The organism is Campylobacter novaezeelandiae (assembly GCF_004323845.1).
Taxonomy (GTDB): Bacteria; Campylobacterota; Campylobacteria; order Campylobacterales; family Campylobacteraceae; genus Campylobacter_D; species Campylobacter_D novaezeelandiae.
On record NZ_QPGR01000001.1, the window covers coordinates 112,451 to 129,610 of the forward strand.

Consider the following 17,160-nt stretch of genomic DNA (forward strand, 5'->3'; position numbering starts at 1 on the left):
TCATTTCTTTGGTCTAAAAATCTTAATAACTTCTTCATTTGCTTCAATATAAGCTCCTCCTATTAAATCTATACAATAAGGAATAGCTGGAAAAACAGGCTCTAAACATTCTAAAATTGCCTTTGGGTTACCTGGTAAATTAAGTATAAAAGTTTTATTTCTAATTCCTGCAGTTTGTCTTGAAAGTATAGCCGTTGGAACATATTTTAAACTCTGCATTCTCATAAGCTCTCCAAAACCTGGCATCATCTTATCGCATACTGCTTCTGTAGCTTCAGGAGTTACATCTCTTATAGCAGGCCCTGTTCCACCACTTGTAACAATAAAATCACATTCTTTTTCATCGCTTAAAAAAAGTAATTTTTTTATAATTAAATCATAATCATCAGGAATCAATTCCTTATGAAAAATAATCTCATTTTTTATATACGAACTTAAAACTTTTTCAATTTGCATAGTTGCTTTATCTTCATAGATTCCACTACTTGCACGATCACTTAAAGTTAAAATTCCTATGTTAATTTTTTGCATTTTTTCTCCTATAACCAACCTTTTTTCTTAAAAAATACCACAGGCAAAATAATAGAAATAATCATAATAAATAAAACCATGGGATAAGCATATTCTAAATCAAGTTCTGGCATATTTTTGAAATTCATACCATAAATAGTTCCTATTAAAGTTGGTGGCATCATAGCTACCGTAGCAACTGTAAAAAGTTTAATAATTTTATTTTGCTCTATATTGATTTGGCTTGCTAAAATAGTCTGAATATTATCTAAGATATTTAATTGAGAAACGCTAAATTCAACTAAAGAATTCAAGTCTTTCAAAACTATTACTAAATTCTGTTTAATATCCTTATCTATTTTATCGCTCTTTAAAAGCGAAGTCATGGTTCGCCTTTTATCAAATAAAGAATCTCTTACTTCCATATTTAACTCTTGTAGATTAGAAATATCCTTTAACATTTTATCATAACTATACTCATCCTTTTTCTCCAATACACTAATTCTTAATTTTCTTGCTTCTTTATCAATCCATTCTAGTAAATCAGCATCTTTTTCAACCCTTACTTCAAAAATTTTATCAATAATATCAAAACCATCTTCAAAATTTTTAGGACTTGCTAATATCCTTGCTTGTATTTCTGTAAAAGTGCTAAATTCACTATATCTTATAGTAAATAAAATATTACTTCTAGTTATAAAAGTAACAATCTCTGTATTAAAATTTATATCTTTTCTTTTATTGTTATTTAATTCTTTTATTAAAAAATGTGCATTTATTGTAATTGTAGCACTATCTTCCCAATACTTTGCACTAAGCTCAATTTCTTCTCTTTCCTCTTTGCTTGGAAACTCAATATTAAATTTTGATGAAATATATTGCACTTCATCAATGCTTGGATAAATAAGATCAATCCATAAAATATTATTTGGTAATTCATCCTTGCTAAATTCAAAATCAATTCTTTTAACCAAGGTATTTTGCTTGATATAAATATGCAGCATCTTTTTTCCTAAAAATTTACAAAATAAAATAATTCCAAAAAAATATCATTATTTATACCCTTATTTAATTTAAATTTACATAAATAACATATCATTTTATTTCAATATTAAAGGAGTAATAATGAAAAAAGCAATACTAAAACTTTGCCTAATTGCCCCATTAAGTCTTTTAGCTAATGCTAAAACTATCGAAGTTTACGAAAGCCCAACTTGTGGTTGTTGTGATCTTTGGGCATCTTACATGCAAAAAAAAGGCTACAAAGTAAATATTCACAAAACAAATGATTTTCTAAATATTAAAGAAAAATATAAAATCAATCCATACTATCAAAGTTGTCATACAGGTATTATTGATGGTTATGCTATTGAAGGACATGTTCCAGAAGATGCTATATCTTGGCTTTTATCTCATAAACCAAAAGACGTTATAGGAATTTCTGCCCCTGGTATGCCGCAAGGAAGTCCAGGAATGGAGCAAGGCTATGAAGAAGAATATCCTGTTATTCTAATGCTTAAAGATGGGTCATATAAAATTTATGCATACTATAAAGGTGATAAAATCGTAAGAAAGGTAAAATAAGCTTAGCAAAAAATGCTAAGCTTATTTTTATGAAAGATTAGTAGCAAGTCCACCTAATGATGTTTCTTTATATCTATAATCCATATCTTTCCCTGTTTCATACATGGTCTTAATAACTTCATCAAGAGTAACCATAGGGGTGCTTTTTCTAGTCATAGACATTCTTGCAGCTGAAATTGCCTTAATCGCTCCAAATGCATTTCTTTCTATACAAGGAATTTGAACAAGTCCAGCAACAGGATCACAAGTAAGTCCTAAATGATGCTCCATTGCAACTTCTGCAGCATTGCAAGCTTTAAAAGCATTGGCTCCTAAAACTGTTGCCATAGCTCCAGCAGCCATAGAGCTAGCACTTCCTATTTCTGCTTGACAGCCAGCTTCAGCACCACTGATACTTGCATTTTTCTTATAAAAAGATCCAATCAACATAGCGGCAAGTAAAAATTCTATAGCTTTTTCATCATTAAAACCTATAGTATGGTTTTTAAGATAAAGCATAACAGCTGGAACAACAGCACATGCTCCATTAGTAGGAGCTGTTACAACTTTTGCTCCACTAGCATTTTCTTCTGCAATAGAAATGGCATATAAAGAAATAAAATCAATGATACCGATAGGATCAGTAGTCATTTTTACTCTTTCTTTTAAACCTTTAGCTCTCCTTCTTAAGTGAAGTTTTCCTGGTAAATATTCTTCTGTCGGATGCGTACCATTATAATATGCTTCTTGCATCACTTCCCAAATTTCTAAACAATATGTTCTTATTTCTTCTTTTGTATGAAATTGTAATTCATAATTGTAAGAAAGTTCATACAAATTCCAATTATTTTTTTCGCAAAGCTCTAGTGCTTCTTGAGCATTATTAATTTCTAAATCAAATTTCTGTTTTTGTGCTTGTATCCCAGAATTTCTTTTTTCTAGCTGTTCTTCGGTTAAAACAAAACCACCTCCGACAGAATAATAAATTTCTTCATCTACAAGTTTATTTTCTCCATCAAAAGCTTGTATTTTCATTCCATTTTCATGTAAAGGTAAAAATTCTTTTGAAAAAATTAAATCTTTATCATAAAAAAATTCAATTTCTTTTTTTCCGCAAAGATTGATTTTATTATTCTCTAGAGCATCTTTATTAACTTGATTTTGAATTTGAGAATTTATACTTTTTGCCTCTAAGGCATTCAATCCCCAGATTACAGCTTTATCACTTAAATGTCCTTTACCAGTTAAAGATAAAGAACCATAAAGAGTAATTTTAAGTTTTTGAATATTTTCTAATTTATGTTCAATTTTTTTACAAAATAAATTTCCTGCCAACATAGGTCCTAGAGTGTGAGATGATGATGGACCTACACCAATTTTAAAAATATCTAAATTACTCATGTGTTTTACCACCTAAGATAAGAGTCCATGAATTGCAGCTGAAATTGCAATAAGACCGATAATAACAATAAAAATATCTAAACCTTTACTTCTAAATTTTTTCAATAAATCAAAACGATAAATACAATAAACTGGCATTAAGAAAAGTAATATCGCTAAAACAGGTCCTCCAATAGACTCTATAATTCCAATAGCACTAGGATTTTTATAAGCTACAAACCAAGCAATAAGAAAAGTAAAAATACCTGTAATTGTATTAGCAATTTTTCCTTGAATCTTACCATCTGAAATTTTATATAATACCCCATTTAAACCCTCTTGGGATCCAAGATAATGGCCTAGAAAACTTTTACTCATCGCAACAAGTGCTATAATCGGCGCAATATACGCTAAAAATACTGCTTCAGGAAAACGGTTAGCTATGTAAGTTAAAATATTAACGTTTTGTGTTTTAGCTTGAGTAAAATCCTCAGGAGTCAAACATAAAGCACAAGAAAATACAAAAAACATTACCACTACAACCATTAACATAACAGAGCGTGAAATAATTTTAGAAGCTTTAGCTTCTGCTTGATCTCCATATTCTTTTTTACAAAAACAAGCTAAAGAAGAAATAATAGGAGAATGGTTAAAGCTAAAAACCATTACAGGAACTACTAACCATAAAGTAACCCAAAAATTTGCTTCACCTAAAGAACTAAAACTAATATTTTGAAAAATAGCGCCATTCCAATGAGGAATTAAAAATAAAGAAATCACAACAAGCATAAGAATAAAAGGGAAAACCAAAAGACTCATAGCTTTAGTTACAATTCCTTCACCAAGTATCGAAACAAGCATTAAACCAGCTACAATAAAAAATGAAATTACCAATCTTAAACCATTGATATATTCTGCTTCCATTCCAATTTGATTGATTAAAAATTCAATTAATGTGGTTGTTAAATTTGCACTATATACCAATAATATAGGTAAAATTGCAAAAAAGTATAAAAGAGTGATTAAAAAACCTCCGCCTTTTCCAAAATATGTTTCCGCAACAAATGTAATATCATCTCTAGGATTTGAGCTTGATAGTACAAAACGAGAAAGATTTCTATGAGCAAGATAAGTCATAGGATATGCCAAAACAAGTATAACAAGCAAAGGGAATAACCCACCTAAACCCGCATTAATAGGCAAAAATAAAACTCCTGCACCAATAGCAGTTCCAAATAAAGAAAGAATCCATCTTAGATCATGTCCTGTTAATTTACAAGAATTCATACTTAATTTCCTTTTTTGTTAAATATCATTTTATTCTATCAAATTATTAATAAATATAAAATGTTTTTTTGTATCATTTTATTAAAAAATGTAACTTTTTGAAACAAAATATATAAAATTTATATATTTTGTTTAAATTTATTTAATATATATTTATTAAATATTTAAAGATAAAATCTCAGCTTTATTATTAATTACAGCAATGCAGTGTTCATAATGCGCGGTATTAAGTTCATCTATGCTTCCAGCATCCCATTTCCCATTAAAATGTTTTGGCTCTCCTGCTTTTTGACAAATCATAGGTTCAATACAAAAAACCATGCCATTTTTAATTTTAGGACCACTTTTGGCATTAGCTCCATTTTCAAGATAATTTAATATTTCAGGTTCACTATGTGGCTTTTTTCCAATTCCATGCCCACAATATCCTCTTAATGGAACAAAACCTCTTTTTGTTATAAATTCCCCTAAAGCTGCAGAAAGCTCCTTAAAACGCATTCCCTGATAAATTATATCAATAGCATAATATAAAGCATCTTTGGCGCAAGAAATTAATTCTTCATCTTTTAAAGAAATTTTACCTATAGGGATAGTTCTAGCAGCATCTCCATAATATCCATCTAAAAAAGTTCCAACATCAATACCTAAAATATCCCCTTCTTTAAGAATTTTTTCATCAGGAATACCATGAATACAAACTTGATTCAAAGAAGTGCAAATTGCACCGGGAAAACCATAAAGTCCCTTAAATGAAGGTTTAGCTCCATTTGAAAGTATAAAATCCTCAGCTATTTTATCAATCTCTTTTAGGCTCATACCTGGTTTAATTTGTTCTTCTAGAAAATCTAATGTTTTAGCTACTATTTGATTTGCTTTTCTTAATTTCTCTATTTCTACAGGTTTTTTAATCTCTATCATCTTATTCCTTTTTTTAAAAATTAAGCCATTTTTTAGCAATAAATTTTAAATAATCGACATTACTAGAAGCATAAAATTCAATTTTAGTTTCTTTATAAATTTTCAAGGTATAATGATTTTTTAAAAACTCTACCATAGAGTCGCCAGAATGTATTAATTTTATATTATTTTCAAAATAATTTTCTAAAGGATTTGAAAGAAAAGGAAAATGAGTGCAGGCTAAAATAAGAGCATCTGGATTTTGAATATCTTTAAAATAATAATTAAATACACTATTTAAAACCTCTCTTTCAAAAATTCCTTCTTCTACTAAAGGCACAAAAAGTCCTGTTGCTAAAGCTTGAATTTGAGTAAAACCTTCCAATGTTAAACGTTTTTGATATTCTTTTGAATCAATTGTTGCTTTTGTTGCAATAACTAAAATTTTTTTATTTTTATCTTTAATCTGTTTTTTAGTCTCATTAATGCCAGCTTCAATCACTCCAAAAATAGGAAAAGAACAATTTTGACGTAAGGCATCTAAAGCATAAGCACTTGCTGTATTGCAAGCAATGACTAGAAAATCAACTTTATGCTGTTTAAAAAATTCAAGCGCCTCAAGACAAAATTTAATAATAGTATCTTTATCTTTTGTTCCATAAGGAACACGTGCTGTATCTCCATAATAAATTATTTTTTCAAATAATTTTGAATTATACAAAGATTTTAAAACGCTAAGACCTCCTATACCACTATCAAAAACTCCAATTTTCAAAACTAAAAAACCTTTAAATTGTATCGTCTAGCACCAATATAGCGTTTTTTCCAATATGCATTATTCAAAGAAGCTTCCTTAGCTCCACCTTTGGTTGATAAGTGAATAAATTTATCTTTACTCAAATAAATTCCCACATGCATTCCATTTGGCCCTCTACCTGTTTTAAAAAAAACTAGATCTCCAGCCCTAAGATTCTTTCTAAGAACACTTTTTCCTGATTGAAGTTGCATTTTTGTAGTTCTTGGTATATAAGCTTTAAATTCAAGCAAAACACTTTGAGTAAAACCCGAACAATCAGCACCTTTTTTCGTTGTTCCACCAAGCTTATAAGGAGTTTTTTTCCACTCTTTAGAGACTCTTTGAAGTTTAGTCTCAATGGTATTATGATTTACAAATCCTAAATTACTGCTACTAGTTTGATGAATACTACATCCAGAAATAAAAAACAATACCCCAAAAAGAAAGCTTAAAAATAAAGTTTTACCCATTAAATTTCTTTTTTAGAATTAGCAAAAAATTTTAAATATATAAAACCAAAAATTCCAGAACAAAAAGAAGCAATCAATATAGATAAATTATCAGCGTAATGAAAAATATCACTTACTTCATAGGCTAATCCATCGATAAATAAACTCATTGTAAAACCAATACCTGTTAAAATACAAACTCCATAAAGTTGTTTCAAATTAGCCTCATGAGGCAAAGTAGCTAACTTAAATTTTATAGCCAAATAAGAAAACAAAAACACACCGACTTGCTTTCCTAAAAAAAGTCCCAAGAATATACCTATACTCACTCCAGAAAAAATAGACCCCATAGTAATATTTGATAAATTTACTCCAGCATTAGCAAATGCAAATAAAGGTAATATAATAAAAATTAACCAAAATCTTAAACTTTCATCAATTTCTTTTAAGAAAGGTTGCCCTTCTTTTGTTTGCATTGGAATAAAAAAAGCCGTAATGATTCCAGCTAAAGTAGCATGAACTCCACTTTTTAAAACGCTTAACCAAAGAATAACTGAACATATAAAATAAAAAGATTTTCTCGTATTTCCTAATAAATTTAAAATAAACATAACAAAAATAGCAATAGCCGCTATAACAAAAGCAACAACAGAAAGTTCAGTTGTATAAAAAATAGCTATAATTAAAATGGCTCCAACATCATCAAAAATAGCTAAAGATAATAAAAACACCTTTAAAGATGGTGGAATTTTTTTACCAACCATCATTAAAATAGCCAAAGCAAAAGCAGTGTCAGTAGCAGTTGGTATAGCCCAACCCTTAAGAGTGTAAGGATCTGTTATGTTGATAAGAACAAAAATAGCTGCAGGAACTATAATACCACCCAAAGCAGCAAAAAATGGCAGAACAATATTTTTAGGATTTTTAAAATCTCCTTGGATAAATTCTTTTTTAAGTTCAAGTCCTATTGAAAAAAAGAATATAGATATTAATCCATCATTTATCCAAAGCAACAATGGTTTATCTAAAGCAAAATTCCCTACATTAAAACCAACATTTACATTAAGAAATTCTCTATAGTGTTCACTTAAAAAACTATTTTGGACACATAAAGCAAGAATAGTACAAATTATTAGTAAAAATCCGCCAAAAACTTCACTAGATACTATTTTTTTTATCTTATCCAAAGTTTCATTCATTATTTACTTACCATTTTTAAATAAATATAACCATATATAGCACTTAAAAAACTTGCAATCAATATGGCCAAACGATCACTATGCTCAAAAATATCACTATTTTTATAAGCTAGTCCATCTATAAATAAACTCATTGTAAAACCAATACCTGTTAAAATACAAATACCATAAAACTGTTTATAGCTTACATTATCTGGCATTGTTGCTACTTTAAATTTTATAGCCAAATAAGAAAACAAAAATACCCCAACTTGCTTACCTAAAAAAAGTCCTAGAATAATACCAAGGCTTACAGATGAGAAAATAGAAGATAAATGCATACTTCTTAGATCTACTCCTGCATTAACAAAAGCAAATAATGGCAAAATAAAATAGATTACCCAACAATTTAAACTTTCATAAACTTTATGCAAATAAGGTTTTTTATCTTTTGTATCTAAAGGGATAAATAAAGCTATAATAACTCCTGCTAAAGTAGCATGGACTCCACTTTTTAACATAGCTACCCAAAGAATAACTCCAATTAAAACATAAAAAGGAAGATGTGTAACATGAAAATAGTTTAAAAAAAATAGAGCAATAATACATATTAAACAAATAATAAGCGCAAACAAAGAAATTTGATCAGTATAAAATAAAGCAATGATAATTATTGCTCCTAAATCATCAAAAATAGCCAACGAAAGCAAAAAAAGTTTTAAACTAGAAGGAATTCTATTGCCCAAAAGCATTAAAATTCCTACCGCAAAAGCAATATCAGTAGCAGTTGGTATAGCCCAACCTTTCATTGCATATTCATGAGAATAATTGATTATTGTAAAAATTAAAGCTGGGACTATCATTCCACCCAATGCACCAAATATAGGCAAAGAAACAGATTTGATATTTTTAAGCTGTCCTCTTAAAATTTCATATTTTAATTCAAGTCCAATACATAAGAAAAAAATAGCAATCAAACCATCATTAATCCATAATACTATAGGCTTTGAAAGCTTAAACTCATTAAAACCTATGCTAAATTGTATAGACAAAAATTTATCATACAAGTCTATAAAAGAAATATTTTTACAAAATAATGCAAAAAAAGTGAAAAATATCAATAAAACTCCAGGAAATGTTTCACTTAAAATAAATCTTTTTATAGCCTGCATTTTATTTCCCAAAATAGCAATCAAGCATAAATATCAAGATTAGAATTTGAAATTGAGTTAGAACTACTTGAAGGAGCAGAACTTTGAGGATTTGCCATTTCTAAACCATCAATAAGTTCGGCCATTAAAGCTTCATTAGAATCCATTGTTTTTTTTAAAAGCGATGTATTAATCGTTGTCATTAAAGAAACATTACTCATATCTGAAATCATTTTTTCTCCTTTATTTGGACTTATAGACATATCGGAATTTTATCATATTTTTTAATTCTTTTTAAAAAATTATAACTATTTTTTTAAAAAAATATTTTTAAATTTCATATGCTTAAAAGCCTTATAATTATAATGTTACAATTTGTAAAATTATAATTATAATCTTTAAAATATAATTTTACAAAACTAAATATTCATCAAAAAATATTTAGTCTTTTAATGATTATTATTTATTATAAATTTTAATTTATTATTTTTTTCATTTAAATAAAAAATCATTTTTATTTATAAAAATTTAAAATAGTTTTTTACCTATTTTTTTCATTTAAAATAACTAAAATTTGCACAATCAAAGAAAAAACCATGGCAACATAAATATAAGCTTTATTAATATAAATATCAAAACTTTGAGCTATTAAAACAACCCCTATCATCACTAAAAAAGCTAAAGCTAAAATTTTAATACTTGGATATTTTTCTACAAAATCTGCAATAGGTTTTGATGCAAAAAGCATTACTAAAACAGCTATAATTACAGCTAAAATCATAATACTAATATCTTGAGCTATCCCAACAGCAGTTATAATACTATCAAGAGAAAAAATAATATCCATAATGGCTATTTCAGCAACTATAATCCAAAATTTTCCCGCTGTAACTTTTTGCGTCTTTTTATCATCTTCTTTGTGAGTACAAAAAATTTGTTCTTTGATTTCTTGAAAAGATTTAATAACTAAAAATAACCCTCCAAAAAATAAAATCAAATCTCTCCAAGAAATTTCTTGATTAAAAATACTAAATAAAGGATTTGTAAGTTTCATTATCCAAAAAAGAGATAAAAGCAATAATATTCTTGTAATCATTGCAAAAGCTAATCCAAAGATTCTTCCCTTATTTCTATATTCTTTAGGAAGCTTATTGACTAAAATTGTTAAAAAAATAACATTATCAATTCCTAAAACAATTTCTAACGCACTTAATGTAACAAGAGTTACCCAAGCATCAATACTAAAAATCCAATCAAACATTATTTTCCTTTAATATTTTTTCACTTGTTTCTATAATAGCCTGAATTAGAATTTGATGTTCAAGAATATGAATTTTATCTTCAAACTCTTTAAAACTCAAATTTTTCTTTTCAAATGCCTTTTGTGCAATAATCTCTCCTCCATCTAAGCTTTCATCAACCCAATGAACACTTACTCCAGCTACTTTCATATCGCTTTCATAGCTTTGTTTGATAGCATTTGCTCCTTTAAAAAGAGGAAGCAAAGAAGGATGAAGATTGATAGCTTTGATATTTTGAGTAAAAACAGGACTTAAAATTCTCATAAATCCAGCTAATATAGTCAAATCTATCTTACTTTTTTGTATTTCATTCACTAAAACTTCATCAAACTCTTCACGTTTAGTATAATCATTGTGATCAATAATTATACTCTTAAGATTATATTTTTCTACTCTTTGTATGCCAAATGCATTTTTATTATTGCAAATACAAAGTACAACTTCAAAATATATGCCTTTTACCTTTTTTTTGTGAAGTTTTTTTAAAATATTTTCTAAATTGCTCCCATTTCCACTAAAAAGAATAGCAAGTCTTATATGCATTTTAAACCTTTAATAAGTTTTAAAGCATCAAAGCTATTTTGATTAAATTTATATTTCTTAGCTACAAGTGCATGAGCTAAACAAGCATTTTTTGCTGCATCCAATGGAGAAAAATTAGCACCTAAAAGTGCCGCTATCATACCGCTTAAAACATCACCACTACCGCCTTTTGCTAAATTTGCATTTCCTAAATTTACAACAAAAAGCTGATCTTTTTGCATTATAATAGGATTGGCTCCTTTTAAAAGTAAAACACATTCAAAAGTATTAGTAAATTTTCTAGCATAAAAAAAACGATTTTTTTGAATTACACTTGTGCTGATGTCTTCTTTAAAGCAAAATTTTAAAAGTCTTGAAAATTCTTTAGGATGTGGTGTTAATATCACATCTTTTCTTTGCAAAAAATTTAATATATTTTCACTCAAAAAACAATTTGCATCTAAAACTAAAGGAATATTATCTAAAATATTATCTTTTAAAATATCTAGATTATTAAGACCCATACCTAAGGCTGCAACATTAGCTTTAGGTTCTATTTTATCTTTTAGCATTATAAGCGGAGAAAAAGTTTTTTTAGCTACTAAAGAAACAAGACCTGCTCCAAAATTTAAAGCTCCAAGTGCAGCTAATGTTCCAGCACTTTCATTACCTGCGATATAAATATGTCCAAAATTTGCCTTATTAGAATTTACTTTTCTTTTTATGATATTTAAATCTTTTTCTTTAAGTAAAAAACCTTGCGGGTCTTTAATAAATTTTTTATTTGAAATACCTAAATTAGCAATTTTAATTTTTCCAATAAATTCTTTAGCAAAATCTTCTAGTAATATCTCTTTTAAAGCACCCATACAAAGCGTAATATCTGCCTTAAAACAAAATTCCATACCCAAACCACTTGGGATATCGCAAGCAATTTTTAAAGCTTTGCTTGAATTGACTTTTTGAAAAATTTCAATAGTTTTTGTATTTAATTTTCCTTTAAATCCACTCCCGAAAACAGCATCAACTATAATATCAAATTTATTGAAATTTGGTTCTTTTTTTAAGAACTTAAAACCATAATTTCCTAAAATTCTACTTTGTTTTTTAAAATTCTCATTTTCCCTAAATTCAAGCTTAAAAGCCTTGCATTTTTTCAAATGTCTTATAGCCACAAGCGCATCACAAGCATTATTGCCTCCGCCTAATAAAAAAAGAACTTTAGCTTTATTGAATTTCTTTTGTTCTTTTTTTATAAGTTTAGCCAAAGAAATTCCAGCATTTTCTAATAAAATATCTTCATTTAAACCATTATTGATAGCATTTTGATCCAAAATTTGAGAGTTGTTATAAATAGCTTTCATTTATCTTTTTTAACCAAAAAATAAATATTTTTTTCTCTTTCTTCTTTAAATTTTTCCATTCTAGGAAGAAAATGTTGCATCAAAGCTCTAAAATTTTTAAAACCATAATTTTGCGGATTAAAGTCTGAATACTTGCGGTTCATATTCATTCTTATTTGAGCATACTCTGCTCTTGTTTTCTCTTCTATTAATTGTTCTATTATATTGATTAAGACTTTTAAATCATTTTTATCTAGAGTATTTTGATCTTTATTTTTATCCTTATCAAGATAAAAAAATTCATTAAAAGCATTTACATAAGATTTTATAGATTGTTTTAAGCCTATACCTATAACTTGTTTTTTATTTTCTCTTAATTTTTGTATCAAACTTGTATAATCACTATCACTAGAAACAATAATAAAAATATCAATATCTTTCTCGTAAAAAAAGCTTAAAATCTCTGTTATTAAATACATATCGCTTGAATTTTTTTGCGCCCTAAAGTTAAATTGTTGCATAGCTATAATAGAATGATCGCCTACTTTTTTCTTCCAATTTTGCACACTTTCTTTGGTCCAATCAGCATAAATTCTTTTAATTACCAACTCTCCATAATTTGAAGCTATATTAAAAATATCATCAGCATACTTTTCTGGAATATTTTCAGCATCAATAAAAACAGCAACACTTTTATTTTCCATTTTTATCCTCTCATTCTAAAACTTAAAGCTTCTAAAACATGATTTTTAAGAATTATTTCACTCTTTGCCAAATCAGCACAACTTCTTGCAACTTTTAAAGTTTTATTTACTCCTCTTTGAGAAAGATTATATCTTAAAGTTGCTTTATCAAGTATCTCTTTAGCTTCATCATCTAAAATGCAAAATTTCTTCAAATCTTCATCTTGTAGCTTTCCATTAAATTCTTTCTGACCTCTCTTCTTTTGAAATAAAAAAGCATCAAATATCATATCATTCATTTGCTTAGAGCTTAAATCTGCTTTATCATTAACATCTATTTCATCCATAGCTACATACAAATCTATCCTATCTAAAATAGGCCAAGAAATTTTATTTTTATACCTTTTAATTTCATTATCGCCACAAACACAACTTAAGTTTTTAGAGAATAAATTACCACAAGGACAAGGATTTAAAGCGGCAGCAAAAATAAATTTTGTTTCATAACTCATCTTAGAATTTACTCTTGAAATATGAATTTTGCAATCCTCTAAAGGCTCTCTTAAGCTTTCGATAATTTGCTTACTAAAATGCGGAAATTCATCAAAAAATAATACCCCTCGATTAGCTAAAGCAATTTCCCCTATCCTAGCTCCATTAGCCCCACCTCCAAATATACTTGCCCTAGTACTTGTATGATGTGGATTTCTAAAAATTCTTGTTTGATTTAAATCGCAATCTTTTGAATACAAGGATTTATAAGCACTTTGTATTAAAATTTCATCAAGGCTTTGTGGAGGCATTATATAAACAAGCCTTTTAGCACACATAGTTTTTCCACTCCCTGGACTTCCCTCAAATAAAATATTATGCATTCCCAAAGCAGCTATTAAACAGGCTCTTTTGGCTTGTTTTTGTCCTTTAATATCTTTAAAATCATACTCAAAAATTTCATTTCGAATATATATTTCTCCATTTAAAGAAAAAGAATTTTTAAACAAAGGATGTAATTCTTTAAATCTAAATTTTTCATATTGTTTTTCTTTAAAAAACTCTACTGCATCACTAATATGTTCTATGCCATAAATTTCTAAATTTGGGATCATAGAGGCTTTAGAGGCTATGCTTTTAGGAACAATAACCCTTGCTTTTTTAATTTTAGCACTTAAAAATAAGAGTAAAGAAAAAAGCTCATTTGTACTTTTAACACTTCCATCTAGTCCAAGTTCTCCAACAACAAAAAAATCATCTAAATTTTCATTTTGCAATAAGATAAGAATAGCTATCACCAAATCAAAATGTGAACCTTTTTTTGGTATACCTGAAGGGCTTAAATTGATTGTAATTTTCTTTGAAGGAAAAGCAAAATTACAAGTTACAAGGGAAGCTTTAATACGCTCAACACTCTCTTTAATTGCTGTATTTGCCAAACCAACTATAGTAAGATTTGGAATTCCTCTTGTAAAAGTTGATTCAACATCTATAATATCTAAATCTTCATTAAAGCTTATGCATTTTAAAAATTTCATTTAGATTTTTTTTGTTTTTTAAATTCTTTATCAAATTTTTGTCTTTTCAAAAAAGAAAGTTTTTCTATAAACAAATGTCCATCTAAATGATCATTTTCGTGCTGAATTGCTACAGCTAAAAAACCTTTAGCTTCAAGCTCTTTATAATCTCCATAACGATCTTGATATTTAAGTAAAATATGTTCATACCGCTCTACTTTTTCAAAAAAATCAGGAACACTAAGACAACCTTCTGTGCAAATAATTTTTTCTTCGCTTAAAAATGTAATTTTTGGATTTATAACTTCAATTAAATCTTCTTTTTTTTGCTCTTCATTTTCATCTAAAATATTTACAATAAAAACCCTTAAAGGAACATCTACTTGTATAGCTGCAAGTCCTACACCATTGCTTGCTATCATAGTTTCATACATATCATCAAGCAAACAGTGTAATTCTTTATCAAAATTTTCCACAGGTTTAGATTCTAAAAAAAGATTTTTATTGGGATAAGTTATAATTTTTCTTACCAAAATAACACCTTAATTTTTCTTTTCTAAAACTTTATCAATAAGCCCATATTCTTTAGCTTCGTTTGAGCTCATAAAAAAATCTCTCTCAGTGTCTTTAACAATTTTAGCTAATTTTTGTTTGGTGTTTTTAGCCAAAATCTCATTGAGTATAGATTTTAATCTTAAAATTTCTTTTGCTTGAATTTCTATATCACTTGCTTGCCCTCTAGCGCCCCCCAAAGGCTGATGTATCATAATCCTTGAATTTGGTAAAGCAAAACGCTTACCTTCTGCTCCACAACTTAATAAAAATGCTCCCATGGAAGCAGCTTGTCCTATACAAATAGTACAAATATCAGGTTTTATATAGTTCATAGTATCATAAATACTAAATCCGCTTGTTATTACCCCGCCTGGAGAGTTTATATAAAGATAAATATCTTTTTGAGGATCTTCAGCTTCTAAAAAAAGAAGTTGTGCAACTATAGAAGAGGCTAAATCATCATTAATCTCTCCGCTAAGCATAACAATTCTATCTTTTAAAAGTCTAGAATAAATATCATAGCTTCTCTCACCTCTACTTGTTTTTTCAATAACATAAGGTATATAAAGACTCATTATTTTTCAACCTCTTTTTTAACTTTTTTATTGCTTTTTGGTATAAAAATATCGCTAAAAAGTTTTTCTTCAATTAAGGCCATTTTAACAGCAGGCAAGGCACCTTGTTTTTTATAATTTTCTAAATGCTCTTTAGGATTCATGCCATAACGATAGGCTTCAAAATAAATCGCTTGAATAAGTTCTTGGTCGCTTACTTCAATTTTTCTAATCTTAGAAAGTTCATCGATAATAAAAGTAAGTTTAACGCTTTTTTTGGCTTCATCTTTAAAACTATCTCTTTTTTCTTTATATTTTTCTTTATCATTTTTAAGTTCTTCTATTTCTTTTTCACTGAATTTTGAAAAAGCACTTCTAAATTGCATATCTATTTCTTGCTCAACAATACCCTTTGGCAAATCAAACTCAAACTTCTCAATCAAAGCATCAGCAAATTTAGCTTTTAATTCATCATTGACTAATTTAAAAAGCTTTTCATTTTTAATTTGTTCTTTTAATTTTTCATCAAGCAACTCTTCTGTTGGTTCTTTTTCATTAGGAAGAAGAAGTTTAAGATTTTTCTCATCAAGCTTTGGTATATTTAATTCTTGAATTTCGTGAAGTTTTACCTTAAAAACAGCTTCTTTTCCTGCTAAATTAGGTGCACCATAATCTTGTGGAAAAGTAACTTTTATATCTTTTTCCTCTCCTGCTTTTAAGCCTATCATACCCTCTTCAAATCCTGGAATAAATTGCTTAGATCCAATTTCTAAAACATAATCTTGAGCCTTACCTCCATCAAAAGCTTTATCATCTACAAAACCCTCAAAATCAAATTTAGCAAAATCACCTTCTTTTAAGGCTCTCTTTGTTTTAATCGCTTCTGGGGTCGCAAATCTTTTTAAAAGTTCTATTTTTTTATCTTCGATCTCTTTTTTACTTACTTTTGGAGTTTGATATTCTGGTATTAATTTTTCATAGCCATCAAGTTTTAAAACAGGTTTAAATGAAAGCATTAATTCAGCTTCGATTTCACCATCTTTTCTATCAAATTTTTCAAAATATGGATCCCCAATAAGATCTTTATTTTCTTTTTGCAATTCTTTTAAAGCGCTATCAATAGCATATTTAAAGAGGTTTTGTTCAGCATCTTTTATTAATTCTTTTTCATAGCGTTTAAGCACAGCACTAACTGGGACATGACCTGGCCTAAATCCATCCATTTTAATATTTTTAGAAGCTTTTTTAGCTAAATTTTGAACTTCGTTTTTAATGCTTCCTAAAGGGATTTTTACATTAGCAATTGCATTAACAGAATCTAATTGCTTTGCTTTAATTTCCATAGTTATTCCTTCAAAAATAAAAAGTTAATTATTGAAATATAACAAATTTTTCCTTATTACTTGCATAAAAATTTCAATATATTTATGATAATATTATAATTAAATTTCAACATAAATTATATCATTTTAATTATTTTGGA

General features: G+C 27.8%; 19 protein-coding genes. 1 reads left to right on the plus strand and 18 read right to left on the minus strand.

Going from position 1 to position 17,160, the window contains the following annotated elements:
- Both mog and corA read right to left on the minus strand, forming a co-directional pair.
- Positions 1-531: a molybdopterin adenylyltransferase gene (gene mog / locus DU473_RS00535; RefSeq protein WP_131163349.1), complete on the minus strand. Its 531-nt coding sequence runs from the start codon at positions 529-531 to the stop codon at positions 1-3.
- A gap of 8 nt (positions 532-539) precedes the next feature.
- Entirely contained in the window at positions 540-1,514 is a 975-nt protein-coding gene (gene corA, locus DU473_RS00540; RefSeq protein WP_131186355.1) for a magnesium/cobalt transporter CorA, read from the minus strand.
- Between the two features lie 121 nt (positions 1,515-1,635).
- On the opposite strand from corA, the gene DU473_RS00545 reads away from it, so the two are divergent.
- On the plus strand, positions 1,636-2,094 hold the full coding sequence (locus DU473_RS00545; RefSeq protein WP_131166108.1) for a DUF411 domain-containing protein: 459 nt from the start codon (positions 1,636-1,638) through the stop codon (positions 2,092-2,094).
- A gap of 27 nt (positions 2,095-2,121) precedes the next feature.
- On the opposite strand, the gene DU473_RS00550 is transcribed toward DU473_RS00545, so the two are convergent.
- From DU473_RS00550 to tig, 16 genes are all read right to left on the minus strand, one after another.
- Positions 2,122-3,474 (minus strand): L-serine ammonia-lyase, encoded by a 1,353-nt coding sequence (locus DU473_RS00550; protein ID WP_131163352.1) that lies wholly within the window; start codon positions 3,472-3,474, stop codon positions 2,122-2,124.
- A 12-nt stretch (positions 3,475-3,486) separates the two neighbouring features.
- On the minus strand, positions 3,487-4,740 hold the full coding sequence (locus tag DU473_RS00555) for an SLC5/6 family protein (protein ID WP_131163353.1): 1,254 nt from the start codon (positions 4,738-4,740) through the stop codon (positions 3,487-3,489).
- A 156-nt stretch (positions 4,741-4,896) separates the two neighbouring features.
- On the minus strand, positions 4,897-5,658 hold the full coding sequence (map, locus tag DU473_RS00560; protein WP_131186356.1) for a type I methionyl aminopeptidase: 762 nt from the start codon (positions 5,656-5,658) through the stop codon (positions 4,897-4,899).
- Positions 5,659-5,671: 13 nt separating this feature from the next.
- Positions 5,672-6,412, minus strand: coding sequence for a glutamate racemase (gene murI / locus DU473_RS00565; RefSeq protein ID WP_131186357.1), 741 nt, complete (start codon positions 6,410-6,412; stop codon positions 5,672-5,674).
- 2 nt (positions 6,413-6,414) lie between these two features.
- Complete coding sequence (locus tag DU473_RS00570; RefSeq protein WP_131186358.1) at positions 6,415-6,903, minus strand: C40 family peptidase; 489 nt, start codon at positions 6,901-6,903, stop codon at positions 6,415-6,417.
- Complete coding sequence (nhaA, locus tag DU473_RS00575) at positions 6,903-8,081, minus strand: Na+/H+ antiporter NhaA (protein ID WP_131163357.1); 1,179 nt, start codon at positions 8,079-8,081, stop codon at positions 6,903-6,905. The genes DU473_RS00570 and nhaA (DU473_RS00575) overlap by 1 nt, the downstream gene beginning before the upstream one ends.
- Positions 8,081-9,232 (minus strand): Na+/H+ antiporter NhaA, encoded by a 1,152-nt coding sequence (nhaA, locus tag DU473_RS00580; RefSeq protein ID WP_131163358.1) that lies wholly within the window; start codon positions 9,230-9,232, stop codon positions 8,081-8,083. The genes nhaA (DU473_RS00575) and nhaA (DU473_RS00580) overlap by 1 nt, the downstream gene beginning before the upstream one ends.
- Before the next feature lie 20 nt (positions 9,233-9,252).
- Positions 9,253-9,444 (minus strand): putative motility protein, encoded by a 192-nt coding sequence (locus tag DU473_RS00585; RefSeq protein ID WP_131163359.1) that lies wholly within the window; start codon positions 9,442-9,444, stop codon positions 9,253-9,255.
- Positions 9,445-9,752: 308 nt separating this feature from the next.
- A complete protein-coding gene (locus DU473_RS00590; RefSeq protein WP_131186359.1) occupies positions 9,753-10,472 on the minus strand; it encodes a TerC family protein in 720 nt (239 codons plus the stop codon).
- Positions 10,465-11,055: a phosphoribosylglycinamide formyltransferase gene (gene purN / locus DU473_RS00595; RefSeq protein ID WP_131186360.1), complete on the minus strand. Its 591-nt coding sequence runs from the start codon at positions 11,053-11,055 to the stop codon at positions 10,465-10,467. The genes DU473_RS00590 and purN overlap by 8 nt, the downstream gene beginning before the upstream one ends.
- Positions 11,046-12,398: an NAD(P)H-hydrate dehydratase gene (locus DU473_RS00600; protein ID WP_131186361.1), complete on the minus strand. Its 1,353-nt coding sequence runs from the start codon at positions 12,396-12,398 to the stop codon at positions 11,046-11,048. The genes purN and DU473_RS00600 overlap by 10 nt, the downstream gene beginning before the upstream one ends.
- Positions 12,395-13,081 carry an NYN domain-containing protein gene (locus tag DU473_RS00605; RefSeq protein WP_131163363.1) on the minus strand — a complete coding sequence of 229 codons (687 nt, stop codon included), beginning with the start codon at positions 13,079-13,081 and terminating at the stop codon, positions 12,395-12,397. The genes DU473_RS00600 and DU473_RS00605 overlap by 4 nt, the downstream gene beginning before the upstream one ends.
- A gap of 2 nt (positions 13,082-13,083) precedes the next feature.
- Positions 13,084-14,589, minus strand: coding sequence for a YifB family Mg chelatase-like AAA ATPase (locus DU473_RS00610; RefSeq protein WP_131186362.1), 1,506 nt, complete (start codon positions 14,587-14,589; stop codon positions 13,084-13,086).
- Complete coding sequence (gene def / locus DU473_RS00615) at positions 14,586-15,101, minus strand: peptide deformylase (protein ID WP_131163365.1); 516 nt, start codon at positions 15,099-15,101, stop codon at positions 14,586-14,588. The genes DU473_RS00610 and def overlap by 4 nt, the downstream gene beginning before the upstream one ends.
- Positions 15,102-15,110: 9 nt before the next feature.
- On the minus strand, positions 15,111-15,698 hold the full coding sequence (clpP, locus tag DU473_RS00620; RefSeq protein WP_131163366.1) for an ATP-dependent Clp endopeptidase proteolytic subunit ClpP: 588 nt from the start codon (positions 15,696-15,698) through the stop codon (positions 15,111-15,113).
- Positions 15,698-17,020 carry a trigger factor gene (gene tig / locus DU473_RS00625; RefSeq protein ID WP_131163367.1) on the minus strand — a complete coding sequence of 441 codons (1,323 nt, stop codon included), beginning with the start codon at positions 17,018-17,020 and terminating at the stop codon, positions 15,698-15,700. The genes clpP and tig overlap by 1 nt, the downstream gene beginning before the upstream one ends.
- Positions 17,021-17,160: the final 140 nt, after the last annotated feature.